Below are 17,192 nucleotides of genomic sequence, written 5' to 3' on the forward strand. Positions count from 1 at the left end.
AAGGGAGGTCGGGAGGGATTTTATGCCAACATTTATTTCAAATGATGCAACCATCAATTACGCAACTTTTGGTGATGCCGCCAATCCTGCTTTGGTATTTTCCAATTCTTTGGGTACCAATTATGGCATGTGGCAGCAGCAGTTTAATGCTTTAAAAGAGCAGTTCTTTGTGGTGTGTTATGATTCGCGTGGTCATGGTACTTCATCTACCCCGCAAGGTCCTTATAGCTTGCAACAGTTGGGTGAAGATGTAATTCATTTACTGGATCATTTACAAATTTCAAAAGCTGCATTTTGTGGGATTTCGATGGGGGGCTTAACCGGTCAATGGTTGGCCATTTATTATCCTGAGCGTTTTAGCCATGTGGTGGTGTGTAATACGGCAGCTAAAATTGGTCAGGAGCAAGCTTGGCTGGATCGGGCGGCTTTGGTCAGATCTCAAGGTTTACAATCTATCGCGGACAGCGCAGCTTCGCGATGGTTTACAGTTCCCTTTATCCAAAGCAACGCGGCAACGGTTGCAACGCTTTCAAACGACTTAGGTGCTGGCAGCCCTGAAGGTTATGCGAGTTGTTGTGAAGCTTTGGCTAAAGCGGATGTTCGGGAACAATTAAAGACGATTACGGTGCCTGTGTTGATTGTTGCAGGACGGCAAGATCCTGTGACAACGGTGGCGGATGCTGAGTTTATGCAGAGTCAGATTCCAAACAGTCAGTTGGTCGAAATTGATGCATCTCATATTTCGAATGTGGAACAGCCAACGGCGTTTAATGAAGCTTTAAAACAGTTTCTTGTATAAGAATACCGTCCTCAAAGGCCTCACATTGTTGAGGCTTTTCTTTGTCTAAAATGTTTGTTTAAATACCGTCCACTAACTTCATAACCCCTAGAATTTATAAAAATGAAAAAATATTTTTTCAACTGTATTCTTATGCTTTCAAGTATGTCTGCTTTTGCAAATTCACAATTCGAAACCTACACCATTATTTATGGGGGTGGCGTAGATGATCTCGGACTTGGTTTAAAAGATCAGCAAGGAAAAGAATATCACGCCTATTGTAGCCAGCAATGTGGTGATTGGTTTGAGTTTGATCAAGACTCACTGGGTGAGAAACTCAAAAACCAATTCAAAGGTCGCCAAGCTGTAGTTGATTTGTCTTATGAAATTAATGCTGGACGCATTGTCGGGCCTGGTGATGAGGATGAACTTTATTTTATAAAGAGCATCAAACTCATCGATTCAAATCAAAGAAAGCCTTGGTTAAACTTTTTTGATCTCAAACAAAATTAAATGCCCTTCTAGGTAATATTTTTAATAATTCATCTGCTTAGGCTATTTTACCATCAATTACACCCATTCCTTTTAACAGCTGTAATTCATGTTCCGCTTTAAATTGAGACAAGACAGACATGGTATGTTCTCCCAATTGTGGCGGTGCATGATGATATTCAACAGGTGTCTCAGACAATTTTATAGGCGAACCAATCATCTGGAACTCTGGATTAAGTGGATGTTGTATATTCACCACCATTTCACGATGTTGAATTTGGGGTTCTTGCAGAGCTTCGGCAACAGAATTAATAAGCCCAACAGGGACTTTAAATGCATGAATTGCACTCACCCACGACTCTGCATTTTGCTGTACAAAATGAGCAGATAATAATTCAATAAGTACTTCACGGTGGCGTACTCGATCCTGATTTCGATTAAAACGCCCATCTTCCAATAGCGAGGTATAACCAATCGCAATACAGAAATCTTTAAACTGCTTATCGTTACCACAAGCGACAATAAATTCTTTATCTTTCGCGCTAAAAGTTTGATATGGAACAATATTCGGATGACTATTTCCCATACGCTTTGGAGATACACCCGTAGTGAGATAATTCATACCTTGATTGGCTAAACCTGCCACCTGAACATCCAGTAATGACAAATCAATATGTTGCCCTCGTCCAATCTGATGACGAGCCAATAGTGCAGCCTGAATGGCAATCGTGGCATATAGTCCTGTTTGAATATCGACCACAGCGACACCTACTTTCTGTGCACTACACCCTGAATCTTCCTCTTCACCCGTAATACTCATCAGTCCAGACATACCCTGAATGATAAAGTCATAGCCTGGTTCAGCCGCACGTGGTCCTGTTTGTCCAAAACCTGTGATCGAGCAATAAACCAGATTCGGATTAATATCACTTAGAGTTTCATAATCCAGACCATATTTCTGTAATGAACCCGCTTTATAGTTTTCGATCACGACATCTGCCGTTTTGATCATTTCATGCAGAATAGCCTGTCCCTCTGAGCGTGTAATATCAATCGCGACTGAATATTTATTTCTATTGGCCGACTGGTAATAACCTGACTCACAAGTCTGTTCGCCGTGAGCATCAAGCATCCACGGCGGCCCCCACATGCGAGTATCATCACCACATTGTGGACGCTCAATTTTAATGACTTCGGCACCGAGATCTGCCAAAATTTGCCCACACCATGGGCCCGCCAATACTCGGCTCAGATCCAAAACCCGAATTCCCTTTAACGCACCCATTATTTGCTCCTCAATCTTGCATTTTCGTTTTACTTTTGATTTTCAAAGATGCATTTGCCCTCAAGATGCTCTTTCGAGCACCCTGATTTTGATCAAAATGATTTTTTTAAATTAGAATGCAGCAATACCCGTCTGCGCACGACCAAGAATTAGTGCATGTACGTCATGGGTGCCTTCATAGGTGTTCACCACTTCTAAATTGACCAAATGTCGTGCGACACCAAACTCATCACTAATCCCATTTCCCCCCATCATGTCACGGGCTAAACGGGCAATATCTAAAGCTTTACCACAGTTGTTACGTTTGATTAGAGAGGTTCCTTCAACCGATGCAATGCCTTCATCTTTCATACGTCCAAAACGCAAAGCAACTTGTAACCCTAAAGCAATTTCAGTTTGCATATCAGCAAGTTTTTTCTGAATAAGTTGGTTTGCTGCTAAAGGGCGACCAAACTGTTTACGATCCATTGTATATTGATGCGCAGTATGCCAACAAAATTCTGCTGCACCCATCGCGCCCCAAGCAATACCATAGCGTGCACTATTTAGGCAGGTAAATGGACCTTTCAAACCACGAATTTCAGGAAACGCATTTTCTTCTGGAACAAAAACGTTATCCATCACAATTTCACCTGTGATTGATGCGCGTAAACCCACTTTGCCATGAATCGCAGGTGCCGAAAGCCCTTCCCAGCCTTTTTCCAAAATAAAGCCACGAATGTCACCCACATGTCCTTCTTCAGATACTTCTTTTGCCCACACCACAAATACATCTGCAATTGGGCTATTGGTAATCCACATTTTCGCACCAGATAAGCGATAACCACCTGCTACTTTTTTAGCACGTGTAATCATGCTTCCTGGGTCTGAACCGTGGTCTGGCTCAGTTAAACCGAAGCAACCAATGTACTCACCTGATGCGAGTTTTGGTAAATATTGTTGTTTTTGCTGCTCTGTACCAAATTCGTGAATTGGCACCATCACCAAAGAACTTTGTACACTCGCCATAGAACGGTAGCCTGAATCTACACGTTCAATTTCACGTGCAATTAAGCCATAACTCACATAATTTAAACCTGCACCGCCATATTGTTCAGAAATCGTTGGCCCCAATAAGCCCAGTTCTCCCATTTCACGAAAAATACCCGCATCAGTTCGTTCATAACGGAACTGCTCCAATACACGTGGCATTAATTGTTCCTGACAATAGGCATATGCCGTATCACGAATCATGCGCTCTTCTTCTGTGAGTTGCTGCTCAATTAAAAATGGATCTTTCCAATCAAATTGCACACGTGCCGCTTTTGTATTCACCATTTGGTTCATTACGCATCCTCTGCTAGGTCTTGTTATCTATAATGATGCTATGCCTGCACACAAAATAATTCAAACGATTAATTCGCATGCAGATATGCTTTAAACGCATATCTTGTTTATTTTTATCACATTAAAAAAACAATAAGTTGGTAAAAATGACATTTCTAAAGTATGTTCTTATGATTCAATCCAGATGCTTTATGCACTTTTGAAATATCCTAATGACTGAATGACAAGGCTAATGAGAAGAAAAATTCCCTCTATGCAGAGCTTACTCTGCTTTGAATCGGCTGCTAAACATGCCAGTTACACGCATGCAGCTTTAGAACTATCCATGACCCAAAGTGCAGTATCGCGTCAAATTCAGCAATTGGAAGAATTTTTAGATATTCAATTATTTACCCGAACACGACATGGTATGGAACTGACCATTGCGGGTACACAATATTATGCGGCGATAAAACCCTATTTACTCGGTTTAGAAAAATCCACACAAGAAGTCATGGCACATAAAGGTTTAGGAGGGACACTAAAACTCGGTGTTGTGCCGACCTTTGCTACTCGTTGGTTATTACCGAAACTCCATGTTTTTAATATGCGTTATCCTGAAATTACCATTCATTTGGAAACCAGTACGAAACCTTTTCTATTTAATGAGCATATGTTCGATGCAGCCATTTATGCAGGTACAGAGCAACAGATTGAACACTGGCCAAGCATCCAAGCCCATTTTTTAATGCATGAAGATGTTATCGCTGTTTGCTCACCTTCACTTATTTTGAAACATTTCCCAAACGCCGAAAAACTCACCCCATATAGCTATCATTTAAACCCAGAGCAAATTACGCAACTTCCTTTATTACAGCAAACCACACGACCTACTATTTGGCAGGAATGGTTTCAAGCCCATCAAATCGACCACCCTAAAGCCGACGAAGGACAACGACATGAGCTGTTTTCCATGCTCGCTGTAGCGGCATCACATTCGATGGGCGTTGCTTTAATTCCGCAAATGCTGATTGAACAAGAACTAAAAAATCAAACCTTGGTGATTGCTAGTAGCAGTCCATTACCGAGTAATCGTGCATATTATTTGGTGCATTCTAGTCAAGCGCCATCAACTATTTTGAGCAAGTTTGTCGACTGGATTCAACATGAAGTAAAGACAATTTCAAACTTCACTTCAGTTGATACTCAAGCCCAAGAATAAGTAAACAATGAGGAAATCATGCAAAACTTAGTGATATTTTCAGGTGCAGGTATGAGTGCCGAAAGTGGCATTCAAACCTTTCGTGATCACGACGGACTCTGGGAAAATTACAACATTGAAGAGGTTGCCACACCTGAAGCTTGGGCCAGAAATCCACAATTGGTTCAAGATTTTTATAACCAACGACGTAAACATATTTTACACGCTCAGCCGAATCGTGCTCATCAACTGATTGCCCAATTACAACAGTACTATCATCTCAATGTCATTACACAAAATATTGATGATCTGCATGAACGTGCAGGTAATGACAATGTATTACATTTACATGGCAATATCCGCTTCGCCAAGAGTTCTGGACCTCATGCCGAATATGCTACTGAGTTTTACCCTATAGAAGGCTGGGAACTGAACTTAGAAACAGATCGTTGCCCTTTAGGCTACGCATTGCGACCGCATGTGGTCTGGTTTGGTGAGGCTGTACCTGCTTATGACGAAGCACAAAAAATTGTACAACACGCAGATATTTTTATTGTGATCGGTTCAAGTTTAGAGGTATATCCTGTTGCAGGATTAATCCATGAAATTCCACAACACTGTAAAGCATATTATATTGACCCTAAAGCGCATCAACAAACCATGCCTCCGCAGTATCAGCTTATTGCACAAACCGCAACCGAAGGCATGCAACAATTATTCAAGCTATTGATCACTTAAACCTAACACTCAGATTAAACTATTCTCCATTATCTAATCCGAGTTCAAGTTTTTATACACCAGATTCTAAGCACCATATTGCTTTTTAAGGTAGTTGACGATTTTTGCCGATTCAAACATCTTTACTTGTGTATTTGGGTCAACTAAATATGGCACTTGAATATCACGTCCCATCAACAGCATTACCTTTTCACGTTTACCCTCTTTAATTGGGATATACTTTCCTGGCTTTAAACGTAATACAGCAGGTCCCATATCTTGCCAGCGCTCTTTTGCCACATTATGAAATATAAATGGCAGCTCTAATTCCGTTAACACACCTCGAACGACACGGGTAAATGGGCTCGCCTCAAATCCCCATAATTCAAGCAACTGCTGCGGTGCTTCACGGTTGACAATACGTTGATCCACCCAAACACCACGCGCGCCATTGATAATAGTTCCAGCAAGTGCCATAACAGGAATTTTGGGATAATGCGCAAATTTTTTCGGTGTTTTCCCTGTTCGCCCATAATGTTCAAATAGATGATGAATAATGTCTTGGGACTCATACATCTGCGTTGAAGTATTTTCATCGATGAAGAAAGGAAATTGTTTTTTTCCACCTAATTGCTTTACGATTTTACGATATTTTGTTCCACCTTTTGGACATGGATAAACTTCATAATCCAAATTTAACAAAGTTAAAACTTCACGCACGCGGCGACAAAATGGAGAACCTTCAAATTCATAGAGTTTCAATGATTTCTCTGGTTGCTTTGGAAATGCTGTACCAGAGACTCCTCGACCACCTTCCACAAATGATGAAGCCAAAGCTTGAACAACTTTTATTTGATGATTCACCATATTTTGTCCTTATTTTTAATGGTCTTATAGTTCGACCAATGGTTCTTTAGCCACCACAATGCCATTATTATCGGCATAAATGTAATCGCCAGATTGAATACTTACCCCACCAAAATAGAGTGGAATATCCGTTTCGCCTATGCCTTTACGATTACTTTTTTGTGGAATTGCAGCCAATGCATGTACACCTAAATCCAATTCTGCAATGGCATCCACATCACGGACACATCCATAAATAATCACGCCATTCCAATGATTTTTAACTGCTGACTCAGCAATCAGATCTCCCATCAAGGCGCAGCGCATTGAAGCTCCCCCATCTACAACGAGCACCTTACCAGCACCTTCAGTTGCTAAAAGCTCTTTGACTCGCGAATTATCTTCAAAACATTTGACCGTCACCACCTGACCACCAAAGGTTTTGCGCGCCCCATAGCTTTTAAAAAATTTCTCTGTACACGACAAATTTCATAGGGCCCTTGTCCTATCAGGCTTTTTCTTTCTTAAAATTGCTAGCACTTTCTTAAATTCTTCTTTTTTTCCAAAACCAATCAAACGTAGAATAGCCATCTGAACATAGTCCAAACCGTAGCGAAATAAACTTACTGAAAGTCGTCCATGCTTCTTTAGTTTTATCGCTTTTTTTCGATCATGTTGCCATTCACCTGTTAAATAGCACCAACAGAAACCGATCGCTAGCACTGCTATCAATTTCTTGACTCGTCTAGGGTCTGTTAAACGAGTATTTTCAAGATTGAATCCACGTCCTTTGAGACAACTAAATAAGGTTTCGATTTCCCAGCGTAATGCATAATCACCAATAGCAGAAGCATTAAACATAGGAGAAACAACAAGTAAAAGTTCTCCATCTTCTAATCGTAGCGCACTAATATACAGTTTCACTCGACCAACCCAAATACGTCGTTTACGACATTCTGTTTGACCAACTTGAAGATGACGAAATAAATCACTAATTTTATGATTCTTGGCTAAGTGATTGGTCACAATAAAGTTTTTTTAACACGTATACAGAAGTTAATGTCATTTTCAATTAACCATGTAAACCATTTCTCACCGATAAATTCTCTGTCTGCGAACACATTCACAATACGATCTTTACCAAAAATGGAGATAAAGCGTTGAATCAAAGCAATACGCTCTTTTGTATCTGAATTTCCACGTTTATTGAGCAATGTCCAAACAATAGGTATCGCTATTCCACGATAGACGATGGCTAACATCAAGATATTGATATCTCGTTTTCCCCATTTCCAGTTGGTTCTATCCAAAGTTAATTGGACTTTATCGAATGAAAATATATTGAAAATTAACTGAGAAATTTGACGATAATCGAAATACTGATCTGCAAAGAAGCGTTGTATACGTCGATAAAATGATTGTGGTAAGCACGTGATGGGTAAGGCTTTAGATGCAGAAGAAAGATTACATGTCTGTTTTACAATTAATGCCAGCATAATCAGTGTAAAACATTTTACACGTGACTTGTTCCACTTTAGATATTTGTTTAAGATGAGATGTAACTCATTGAAATGTGTCATCATATTCGTCGTCAGAAAACAAGTATTATGCCATTATTTCAATGAGTTGTCTTTTTTTGTCGTGTACAAAGAAAAAATTTACCATCCATCGATGGGGTAACCACCTGAAGTTCTTTTTCAGGGTTATCATCTAATAAATCACAAGTTACAAAAGGAACTGTTGTCACATCATTCTCCATTTATTTGGCTTTTTGTATGCGTAAATTATCATAAATTTCAAACTTTTCAGTTTGATATTGAGCTGCCACGACCATAGTATGAGCCACTTGTTCCGCAGTCACTGGCTTATATTTAAAAGAATCTGGAACCAAATGCGACATCTTTTGATATAAGCGCTGAGTAGCGCCTTCTAGCAACCGTTGTTCTGATCGCTCACCCAACAATAAAGAAGGTTGTAGTATTGAAGTCTTCGCTAAACCCAATTCACGAATATGCTGTTCTAGCTCACCTTTAACGCGATTATAAAAAATTGGTGACTTCGGATTGGCACCAAGTGCACTCACCAACAAGTAATGTACTTCTAATCCATCAAATAAATCTGCAAAATGTGCATTTATTTCATAATCAATATTATAAAACTGCGCTTTTGAGCCTGCTTTTTTTAAAGTTGATCCTAAACAACTAAATGCATGAGTATGACCATGCACATCCTCATCATTCAGTAACAAGAAATCTTCCAGTACAAATTGATGGACTTTTTCCAACTGACTTAACTCAACATCGTAATGTCGTACCACTGCCGTAATTTGTTCACAACTGCTTAATTCATTTAATTGTTTTATTAAGGCCCGACCTACAAGACCTGTTGCACCAATCACAATTGCATTTTGAATCGAATTTATCATTTTTTGACCGTTCTCCATGTTTTATGAGTAATCTAACGTTTTCTTTAACATTTTTCTGCATCTAAAATGTTGTCAAAGCATGTCAAGACTTGACTTCGTAGTCGTGTTTAATCAAAATATGGCACTTGTTTACGGGCTGGTGATAGTTCTGCTGATGTTGGTTTTCAGTATGAATTTCAGCCCGCCCAGACCAATCTAATTCAAGGAGTGCACGAGTGGCAAACTCTGCTCAAGCAAAAAAACGTGCTCGTCAAAACGTTAAAGCACGTAAACACAACGCAAGCTTGCGTTCTATGGTTCGTACCTACATCAAACGCACAGTAGCTGCTATCGCTGCTGGTGACCATGCAGTTGCTACAGAAGCTTACAAAAAAGCTGTTCCTGTAATTGACCGTATGGCTGATAAAGGTATCATCCATAAAAACAAAGCAGCTCGTCATAAGAGCCGCTTAAATGCACAAGTTAAAGCGTTAGCTAACTAATTTGTTGTATTAAAAAAAGCCCATCTGGGCTTTTTTTTACATCTATAGCTTTATAATTCAACCTATAAATTCTAACAAGATATCAAATACACTCCCCCACATCAGTGAAGGAGCGCAAACTTTAATTTACCAGCACAGCTAAGTTTTTAGGCTTTAAATACGATAAAATTAAATTATTATTCGGAGTTAACATACTCCACTTTTGATTCGCGCCATTTGTACAAGAATAACGGATTAAATCAGCACGATTATCAACCAAATATCCACGATTCAAATCAAAACACTGATTGCCTTGACGAATAGACTGAGTATCTGCTGCCATGATCCAGACTTGGCTGCTTAATTGCGTTGAGCACGTAGTAAGTGTAATTTTTCCACCACTTCCATTACTGGTTAAACATTGATCCACAGCCCATTTACTATGAATACGCCCCAAAGCATCTAAAATCCATTTCTCCGAGTCATCCCCCGTACACCCCGTTGGACCACTAATATAAGGATTATATTGCCCCGAAGTTGTTTTCTCCACTTTCAAGCAATTGGTTCTATTCAGTAAAGTACTTTGTTGATTCAGTAAAGAGTCCGTTTCTAAACCTAACTGCTGAATAAATAAAGCCAAAGCAGATTTAGCTGCTCCATTATTTGCAGCTAAATCCTGTGCATACACATTCATCCAACGGTTTAAACGGTAGATTTTTTGCTGTTGGTCTGAATATTGTGCAAGTACTTGCTGAGCAGTGGCAGATAACCCTTCTTGGTTGGTTCGATAAGAATCGTACAGTAATTTAGTTTGGGCTGATAAAGCTACGATTGGTTTGCCATTTTGAGCCAGTAATTCTTGCTCTAAATTTGGTAATTCAATTTTACGTAAAGCATCATAGCCATTTTCACGACCAATTTTCACCACAGGCTTCATCGCTTCAGCATAGGTCGGAATATCAATACTAGAAAGCAATTTTTCAGCCTGATTGGCTTTTTTACAATACAAATCGACGTGCTGGGGCTGATCAGAAATCGCCAGATTCACGTGTAATTTATTTGCAGGACTATTCGTCGAATCCATGCGATTCGGCGCCAATGCAACAGTCTTATTACCACTTACCGAACGAATATTGAGCCAACATGCTGCTTGAGTTACTGCCGTATTTGCTTCAGGCAAATCAAATACATTACCCCAGTTACTTCGTGCCGCTGGATACAATAAACCCACCTGATTTTCAGGGTCATATCCACCTAAAATTGTATATACAGGAACACCGAATAAACGAGGTTTCAGATAATTACCATCTGTTCGGTTATACCAAACTTTTGATGAGCTAGGAACACGGGGTTGCACAACTTCCATTTTACGGGTTGTTGCATTCCACTTTGTATAGCCTGTTGGTGAGCTCGGATCCCACATCTCTCGATTAAAATGAGGCTGAATTTTAATAGAAGTACTGTAGCCTGTATAATGCGTAAACTGCGAAATTGAACTTGCAGTGTACCCACCCGCCATCGCATCCCAACTATATGGATAAAGCTTTAAGAAATTAGGAACACCATTACTACCATCACCTAAAGTGGTCGATTTCCAATTAAGATTACCGCGCATTTTATTGCGGAAAGAAATATACCCCCATCCACTGTCTGCATGGTGTGCAGACCAGAAGTAATTGGTTGGCTGATCTTTTGTCTCAACAGCGCCGGGATAATGTCCCAAACCATAATGATGTCCGATTTCATGGCTAAACTCATTACCAATCGAATCAATTAGCGTCAACATACCATTACCGCCACTCAAACCGTGGTTTTGAATACCATTGGTATATTGACCACGTGCATGATGCACAATCACACTTTCAGTGAGTTGAGGTTGTTCCTGACTTGCCATTGAAGCACTCGTCACGCCCCAGTTAGCCAAATTAATACCAACACTAAAAGTCGATTTCGCAACATTTTCGCGCATATCACCAGAATATACACCCCCCTCTACCGCGCTACTAATGTCATAAATGGTTCCATTCGCGACCATGACTCGATTTAGCTTCATGTCATCATATTTTGCGACAATCATTTCTGAGGCAGGATTGGTTTGAAAATAATCCGTGCCCGCCTTTTCAGGTTCAAGCAACATATAATGCCCTGTAGAAACAGGTGGATCTGTAAGCAGACCTAAACGGATATTATTCAATACCAATACACCGGGTGCAGCAAAGTCAATTTGAGTTTCCAGCAACTCTCCCACACGACCTGACCCATCAACAAATTTGAGTTTCAGGCCAGGTTTTACTTCATTCCAATTTAACTTAGCTGACCAAGCTCGCTTACTGTAAAGTACCTGTGGTCGTTGATCTTGATTACTCTGATCTGAAAGTGGTATTTGTGATGGATCATCCAGCTTAACTTTTCGTACAAATAAACCATCCTGATATATTTCAAGCTCTAAGCTCTGTATATCACCCATTGCACCAGTAGGGGTAAGCAACAATAATGCCTCACGTTCAGAGGTAAGTCGGGGCATTTTTTTAGCTTCATTACCACTCGGATCAACTACATGCGCTTGCGCAAATTGAACCATACCCTGAAATGAACCTGTCAAATCAGAACGAATTACTCGCGTTGCAAAAGTTGCGTCATAATCATAAAAGCCCAACGTTTCCTCATCCAATACATCTTTTGTTGGCTCCGGATATACAGGCTCACTCGGTGCAGTATCAACAGATGAATCTGGATTTTTAGAGCCTCCTCCAGTGGAGTCTCCTCCTCCACCGCCACATGCTGACAATAATATACAGGCAATACACACACTCAGAACATGCGAATGGTAATTCATCACATTTTTCACAAAAATCCCCAATTGTTATAAATTCTAAAAACCAAATGTAAATTAAATCATTTAAAAACATGATTTTATTTTAAATAATATATTATACTTTTATAAAATACAAAAAATGAGAGTAATGAAAGACATATCTGATCTAGCAGATATTTTAAAATTTAGGTTAATTTGGTTCTTTTAATGATGCTGATTGAACTGTCGAATATTCAACTCATGTAATTCACCACGCCAAATCCATTTTAGTTTTGAATCTAAAAATTCATCTCCCTCAAACCAAACAAATAAGCCTTCCATCATTTGTGGCCAGTCTTCTTGAGTAATAACATTTCGACCTGAAATTACAGCAATAATTGCTGCAATGATGGTATCGTGGCTCACAGCTAGGCTAAGCCCATTATGATGTTGGGGATGCGTGTTATAAATTAATTCAAGTACATCAACCACACCTCGTATCGGGTGTTTCATTCCCGGTAAAGCATTATTTACAAAGCTGTTGATAAAACCTAAAGCACCCTGTTCCCGAAAATAAGGACCCGCCTGTTTAATATCAAGTACAAAACTTCCTGGTTCAACCAAAAGTCCTTGCTGCACTATTTCAATATGATGTGTATTATTTTGTAGGCTGATAGAATCTGCCCCTTGAATCATTAAAGCAGCCGTATCCACACAACGTTGAATAGGACTCGATATACAATGTTGAATAATTCGACCTGTTTGAGCAATTAAATGTCCGCCCCATGCTAGCGCCAAATCACGCCCTTGCGGTGTTAGCTGCAAATCATAACCAGCCAAGCCTTGCCCGCTCACCATTTCGCGAATGGAATGCCGTGTAAATAATGTGACTGGAGTATGTGTATCTGGCAATAAATCGATTGCTTTTAGCATACTATGTGGGAGTCGTTCTAATGCCATAAGACCATCATTCTTCCGTCGAGCTTACACTATAACATTTTAATTTTTTTGCTCAATGCTTACTCTGCATTGCCGAAAGTGCTTGTAATGCGAGTTCTTTCATCTCTGCATTCCGATAAGCAATAAAACCACCATTCAATAGAGTCTCTCGTTGGTTATAGACAAATGGTCGCCCTTTAAAATCAACCAATCCACCACCAATTCGCTCAATTAAACATTGTCCCGCACTAGTATCCCATTCGCTGGTTGGATGAAAGCGTGGGTAAATATCCACCTTATGTTCCAATATCATACAAAACTTATAGGCACTACCTGCTTTAAATACATCATAGGCAGCCAGATCTTTCAGTACATCTAAATATGCCGTGTATTCAGACTTATGCTGTGTACTTTGACTTAAACCTATATGCACAGGTGTAGTTATTGCCTGTTCCAATTCATATACAGACCACCGCTGACTGTTGAGATTTAACTTCAATGGCATCCCTTGCCTAGGACAAAAGTACATCACCTGCTCAGCAGGAATTGCCAATACTGCAAAAACCGTATGCACACCTTCAACCAGACTTAAATTGATCGTGAACTCAGGACGTTTATGCAAAAACTCTTTAGTACCATCTAAGGGATCGAGCAACCAAAACTGATGCCATTGCTGGCGTTGATCATACTCACCTTCTTCTGATAGCAAAGGGATATCTGAATATTGCTGTGCCAAAGCTTCTGTAATATATTGATTCACTCTGAAATCTGCCTGAGTGACAGGTGAATCATCATGCTTTTGGGTGATATCAAACTGCTCACCAGCACAATAGCGTTGATATTCTTCTCGCAAAATTTCGCACGCTTGTGTCACAATGGGCACAAGCTGCAAGATCATTGCGTCTTGCGGTGCTGTTGTTGTGTTAAACATAGATCACCTTATATATGTCGAACTTTTCTCAAAAACCTCCAGTCATTTTTGACATGGATGGAACCTTACTCGATCTTGCTTATGATGACCTGATTTGGAATCAGCTTGTGCCCATTCAGTATGCTGAAGTGCATCAATGTTCGATCGAACAAAGTAAAGAAGTCCTATTCCAATTCTATCAAGAACATAGCCACACTTTAAACTGGTATTCTTCACATTTTTGGTCGACTAAAGTCGGCTTTGATGTGCTTGCATTACAAAAAAAGCAGCAACATAAAGTAAGCCGCCGTGAAGGCTGTATTGAATTATTAGAATATCTAAAGGCCAATCATTATCCATGTTGGTTAGCCACTAATGCAGACTGTGCCAGTCTAGAGTTTAAACTTAAGCAAACAGGTATTGAGCAATATTTCGATGTGATTGTGAGCAGTGAAACTCTAGGGCACGCCAAAGAATTTACTGCATTCTGGGAAAAGTTACACCAATTGCATCCTTTTGATGCGCAGCAAACTTATTTTATTGATGACACTGAAAAAGTTTTATTGGGTGCACAAAAATTTGGACTACAGCATTTGATTACGATCCAACAGCCCTCATCTACAGGGTTAGTACGTGAGAATTCCAATTTCCCAATGATTGATAGACTCACAGACCTAATCCCTTTACTTGAACAAGCTGAGGAACAAAAGCAATATGCCTAAAGCAGAGCAAAATCTTCCTGTCGAAACTGTACGTATCGACAAATGGCTATGGGCTGCACGTTTTTTTAAAACTCGAAGCATTGCTAAGTCTGCAATTGAAGGCGGCAAAGTCCATTTCGATGGAGAACGCGTCAAAGTTTCTAAAGAAGTCCGTGTAGGCATGGAACTTACCATCCAACAAGGTTTCGAGAAAAAAACTGTGATTATTAAAGCTATTTCTAATATGCGTGGCCCTGCTCCTATTGCTCAGCAATTATATGAAGAAACTGAAGTCAGTTTAGCAAAAAGAGAATTGCTTGCATCGCAAAGAAAATTGCATAATCTTGCTCGACCTGATCATCGACCTTCGAAAAAAGATCGTCGACAAATCAGTAGATTTAAACAAGAAAATGATCAGCAATTTGACCAGCATTGGTCATATAATGATGATTAAATTAGTCGCGTCATGTTGTGTCGCACAAGATACAACAGGCATAGAATAACAGAAATAATTCTGTCACTATACTGAAGTGGAAAACGCTTGTAATGTAAGACATCCACTTTAGGTTAAAAGTAAAGTGACAAAGTTTTGAGGTTGTAAGATGGATGAGAATAAAAGTAAGGCACTCAATGCTGCCCTAAGCCAAATTGAAAAACAGTTTGGTAAAAATACAGTTATGCGCCTTGGTGATAATACAGTGCAAGCTGTTGAAGCCGTTTCAACAGGATCATTGACACTCGATATCGCACTAGGTATTGGTGGCTTACCAAAGGGTCGTATTGTTGAAATTTACGGTCCAGAATCTTCAGGTAAAACCACCATGACATTGCAAGCAATTGCACAATGTCAAAAAGCAGGTGGTACATGTGCTTTTATCGATGCTGAACATGCACTTGATCCACAATATGCTCGCAAGCTTGGTGTTGATATTGACAACCTCTTAGTTTCTCAACCAGACCATGGTGAGCAAGCACTCGAAATTGCAGACATGCTAGTACGTTCTGGTGCAATTGACTTAATCGTAGTCGACTCTGTTGCAGCACTTACACCACGCGCTGAAATCGAAGGTGAAATGGGCGATTCACACATGGGGCTACAAGCGCGCTTAATGAGCCAAGCCTTACGTAAAATTACAGGTAATGCCAAACGTTCGAACTGTATGGTGATCTTCATTAACCAAATTCGTATGAAAATTGGTGTGATGTTTGGTAGTCCTGAAACGACAACTGGTGGTAACGCATTAAAATTCTATGCTTCTGTTCGCCTTGACATTCGCCGTGTTGGCCAAGTTAAAGAAGGTGACGAAATTATAGGTTCAGAAACCAAAGTTAAAGTAGTTAAAAATAAAATGGCGCCCCCATTTAAAGAAGCTCTTTTCCAGATTCTTTATGGTAAGGGCGTTAACCAACTAGGTGAATTGGTTGATCTTGCTGTTCAACAAGACATCATTCAAAAAGCAGGTGCTTGGTATTCTTATCAAGGGAACAAAATTGGTCAAGGTAAAAACAATGTCATTCGTCACCTTGAAGAAAATCCACAATTGGCGCAAGAAGTGGAACGCATTATCCGTGACCAATTATTAACAACGGGTGGTGTTGTAGAAGACAAAGAAGAAGAGGATGAATCTGACCTCTTGCTCGATGCTTAAAGCATCTGCCTCTTAGAAATATACCTGTTACACTTAAACGCCCTTCGGGGCGTTTTTCAATCTAGATTATAGAATTATGAGCCAATCTAAATTTCCCAAATTACTTGACTATCAGAGCCTAAAACAAGAGTTTGGAACTTCTGAGCCTGAGCAGTCATCACTACCCGATACAACGGATTACAGTGATGCCAGCATAGAAGCAGTATCTTCCCAAAATATAGGGCTGACAGGCTCACGCTTACGTTCTTACGCCTTTGCTGTACTCACTCGTAAAGAGTTTTCCAAAGCCGAACTGATTGAAAAGCTTGCAGCCTACGCAGCAAGTCGTGAGGAAGTCATAAATCTTGTAAATGAATTGTCCGAGCAGAACTATCAAAGTGATCAGCGCGTAGCAGACATTGTGCTATCAAGCCAAAAAAGAAAAGGCAAAGGGCCGCAACGTATTAAATTAGCGTTGAAAAATAAGAAAATTAATAGTGAACTGATTCAAGAAGAACTAAAGGCAATCGACTGGGTTGAACAAGCTTATCAACTCAAAATCAAAAAATTTGGCAATACTGTCGAAAAAGATCCAAAACTCAAAGCAAAACAGATACGTTTTCTACAATATAGAGGATTTGATATGGACGTGATTATGAAAGCAATTAACAAAAAAGAAGATGAAGAATAATTATAATAAAATGCTATAA

General features: G+C 39.8%; 17 protein-coding genes and 2 pseudogenes. 9 read left to right on the forward strand and 10 right to left on the reverse strand.

The window, feature by feature from the left end:
• The first annotated feature begins 22 nt into the window (after positions 1-22).
• Together pcaD and C3F34_RS17360 are read left to right on the forward strand one after the other, a co-directional pair.
• Entirely contained in the window at positions 23-799 is a 777-nt protein-coding gene (pcaD, locus tag C3F34_RS17355) for a 3-oxoadipate enol-lactonase (protein WP_104442202.1), read from the forward strand.
• Positions 800-901: 102 nt separating this feature from the next.
• On the forward strand, positions 902-1,291 hold the full coding sequence (locus tag C3F34_RS17360) for a hypothetical protein (RefSeq protein WP_042069079.1): 390 nt from the start codon (positions 902-904) through the stop codon (positions 1,289-1,291).
• A gap of 37 nt (positions 1,292-1,328) precedes the next feature.
• Here C3F34_RS17360 and C3F34_RS17365 read toward each other — a convergent pair whose 3' ends face one another.
• On the reverse strand, positions 1,329-2,555 hold the full coding sequence (locus tag C3F34_RS17365; protein WP_104442203.1) for a CaiB/BaiF CoA transferase family protein: 1,227 nt from the start codon (positions 2,553-2,555) through the stop codon (positions 1,329-1,331).
• A gap of 111 nt (positions 2,556-2,666) precedes the next feature.
• Complete coding sequence (locus C3F34_RS17370; RefSeq protein ID WP_016167741.1) at positions 2,667-3,881, reverse strand: acyl-CoA dehydrogenase; 1,215 nt, start codon at positions 3,879-3,881, stop codon at positions 2,667-2,669.
• Positions 3,882-4,113: 232 nt separating this feature from the next.
• On the opposite strand from C3F34_RS17370, the gene C3F34_RS17375 reads away from it, so the two are divergent.
• Positions 4,114-5,082 (forward strand): LysR substrate-binding domain-containing protein, encoded by a 969-nt coding sequence (locus tag C3F34_RS17375; RefSeq protein ID WP_044740001.1) that lies wholly within the window; start codon positions 4,114-4,116, stop codon positions 5,080-5,082.
• A gap of 18 nt (positions 5,083-5,100) precedes the next feature.
• Positions 5,101-5,799, forward strand: a complete 699-nt coding sequence (locus C3F34_RS17380) for an SIR2 family NAD-dependent protein deacylase (protein WP_044740002.1) — start codon at positions 5,101-5,103, stop codon at positions 5,797-5,799.
• Between the two features lie 66 nt (positions 5,800-5,865).
• Here C3F34_RS17380 and C3F34_RS17385 read toward each other — a convergent pair whose 3' ends face one another.
• The 5 genes and pseudogenes from C3F34_RS17385 to C3F34_RS17405 all read right to left on the reverse strand — a co-directional run bounded on the left by C3F34_RS17385 (position 5,866) and on the right by C3F34_RS17405 (position 9,049).
• Entirely contained in the window at positions 5,866-6,645 is a 780-nt protein-coding gene (locus tag C3F34_RS17385; RefSeq protein WP_044740003.1) for a glutathione S-transferase N-terminal domain-containing protein, read from the reverse strand.
• A gap of 24 nt (positions 6,646-6,669) precedes the next feature.
• Positions 6,670-7,095 (reverse strand): annotated as a pseudogene (rraA, locus tag C3F34_RS17390) (ribonuclease E activity regulator RraA); the annotation flags it as partial.
• 18 nt (positions 7,096-7,113) lie between these two features.
• Positions 7,114-8,204 (reverse strand): IS4 family transposase gene (locus C3F34_RS17395; protein ID WP_104442269.1). Its coding sequence is split into 2 segments (ribosomal slippage): positions 7,114-7,664 and positions 7,664-8,204, totalling 1,092 coding nucleotides; the frame shifts between segments, so codons are not numbered across the junction.
• 47 nt (positions 8,205-8,251) lie between these two features.
• Positions 8,252-8,371, reverse strand: a pseudogene (locus C3F34_RS17400) (putative 4-hydroxy-4-methyl-2-oxoglutarate aldolase); the annotation flags it as partial.
• 12 nt (positions 8,372-8,383) lie between these two features.
• Positions 8,384-9,049 carry a nucleoside-diphosphate sugar epimerase gene (locus tag C3F34_RS17405; protein WP_044740005.1) on the reverse strand — a complete coding sequence of 222 codons (666 nt, stop codon included), beginning with the start codon at positions 9,047-9,049 and terminating at the stop codon, positions 8,384-8,386.
• A gap of 215 nt (positions 9,050-9,264) precedes the next feature.
• Between C3F34_RS17405 and rpsT the strand changes: the two genes are divergently transcribed.
• A complete protein-coding gene (gene rpsT, locus C3F34_RS17410; RefSeq protein WP_016167735.1) occupies positions 9,265-9,531 on the forward strand; it encodes a 30S ribosomal protein S20 in 267 nt (88 codons plus the stop codon).
• A gap of 121 nt (positions 9,532-9,652) precedes the next feature.
• Here rpsT and C3F34_RS17415 read toward each other — a convergent pair whose 3' ends face one another.
• From C3F34_RS17415 to C3F34_RS17425, 3 genes are all read right to left on the reverse strand, one after another.
• The gene (locus tag C3F34_RS17415) at positions 9,653-12,346 is read right to left on the reverse strand and encodes a M66 family metalloprotease (protein WP_171285017.1); all 2,694 of its coding nucleotides are present in this window, start codon (positions 12,344-12,346) and stop codon (positions 9,653-9,655) included.
• Between the two features lie 183 nt (positions 12,347-12,529).
• A complete protein-coding gene (locus C3F34_RS17420; RefSeq protein WP_104442205.1) occupies positions 12,530-13,264 on the reverse strand; it encodes a phosphoglycerate mutase family protein in 735 nt (244 codons plus the stop codon).
• Between the two features lie 52 nt (positions 13,265-13,316).
• Entirely contained in the window at positions 13,317-14,174 is an 858-nt protein-coding gene (locus C3F34_RS17425) for a 3'(2'),5'-bisphosphate nucleotidase CysQ family protein (RefSeq protein ID WP_044740006.1), read from the reverse strand.
• Between the two features lie 14 nt (positions 14,175-14,188).
• Here C3F34_RS17425 and C3F34_RS17430 point away from each other — a divergent pair, with 14 nt between their 5' ends.
• From C3F34_RS17430 to C3F34_RS17445, 4 genes are all read left to right on the forward strand, one after another.
• Positions 14,189-14,875, forward strand: a complete 687-nt coding sequence (locus C3F34_RS17430; protein ID WP_044740007.1) for an HAD-IA family hydrolase — start codon at positions 14,189-14,191, stop codon at positions 14,873-14,875.
• On the forward strand, positions 14,868-15,308 hold the full coding sequence (locus C3F34_RS17435; RefSeq protein ID WP_016167730.1) for an RNA-binding S4 domain-containing protein: 441 nt from the start codon (positions 14,868-14,870) through the stop codon (positions 15,306-15,308). The genes C3F34_RS17430 and C3F34_RS17435 overlap by 8 nt, the downstream gene beginning before the upstream one ends.
• Before the next feature lie 148 nt (positions 15,309-15,456).
• On the forward strand, positions 15,457-16,503 hold the full coding sequence (gene recA / locus C3F34_RS17440; protein WP_016167729.1) for a recombinase RecA: 1,047 nt from the start codon (positions 15,457-15,459) through the stop codon (positions 16,501-16,503).
• 76 nt (positions 16,504-16,579) lie between these two features.
• A complete protein-coding gene (locus C3F34_RS17445; protein WP_044740009.1) occupies positions 16,580-17,173 on the forward strand; it encodes a regulatory protein RecX in 594 nt (197 codons plus the stop codon).
• The last annotated feature ends 19 nt before the right edge of the window (positions 17,174-17,192 follow it).

The sequence above is a fragment of the Acinetobacter sp. ACNIH2 genome, from assembly GCF_002934965.1.
Lineage (GTDB): Bacteria > Pseudomonadota > Gammaproteobacteria > Pseudomonadales > Moraxellaceae > Acinetobacter > Acinetobacter tandoii.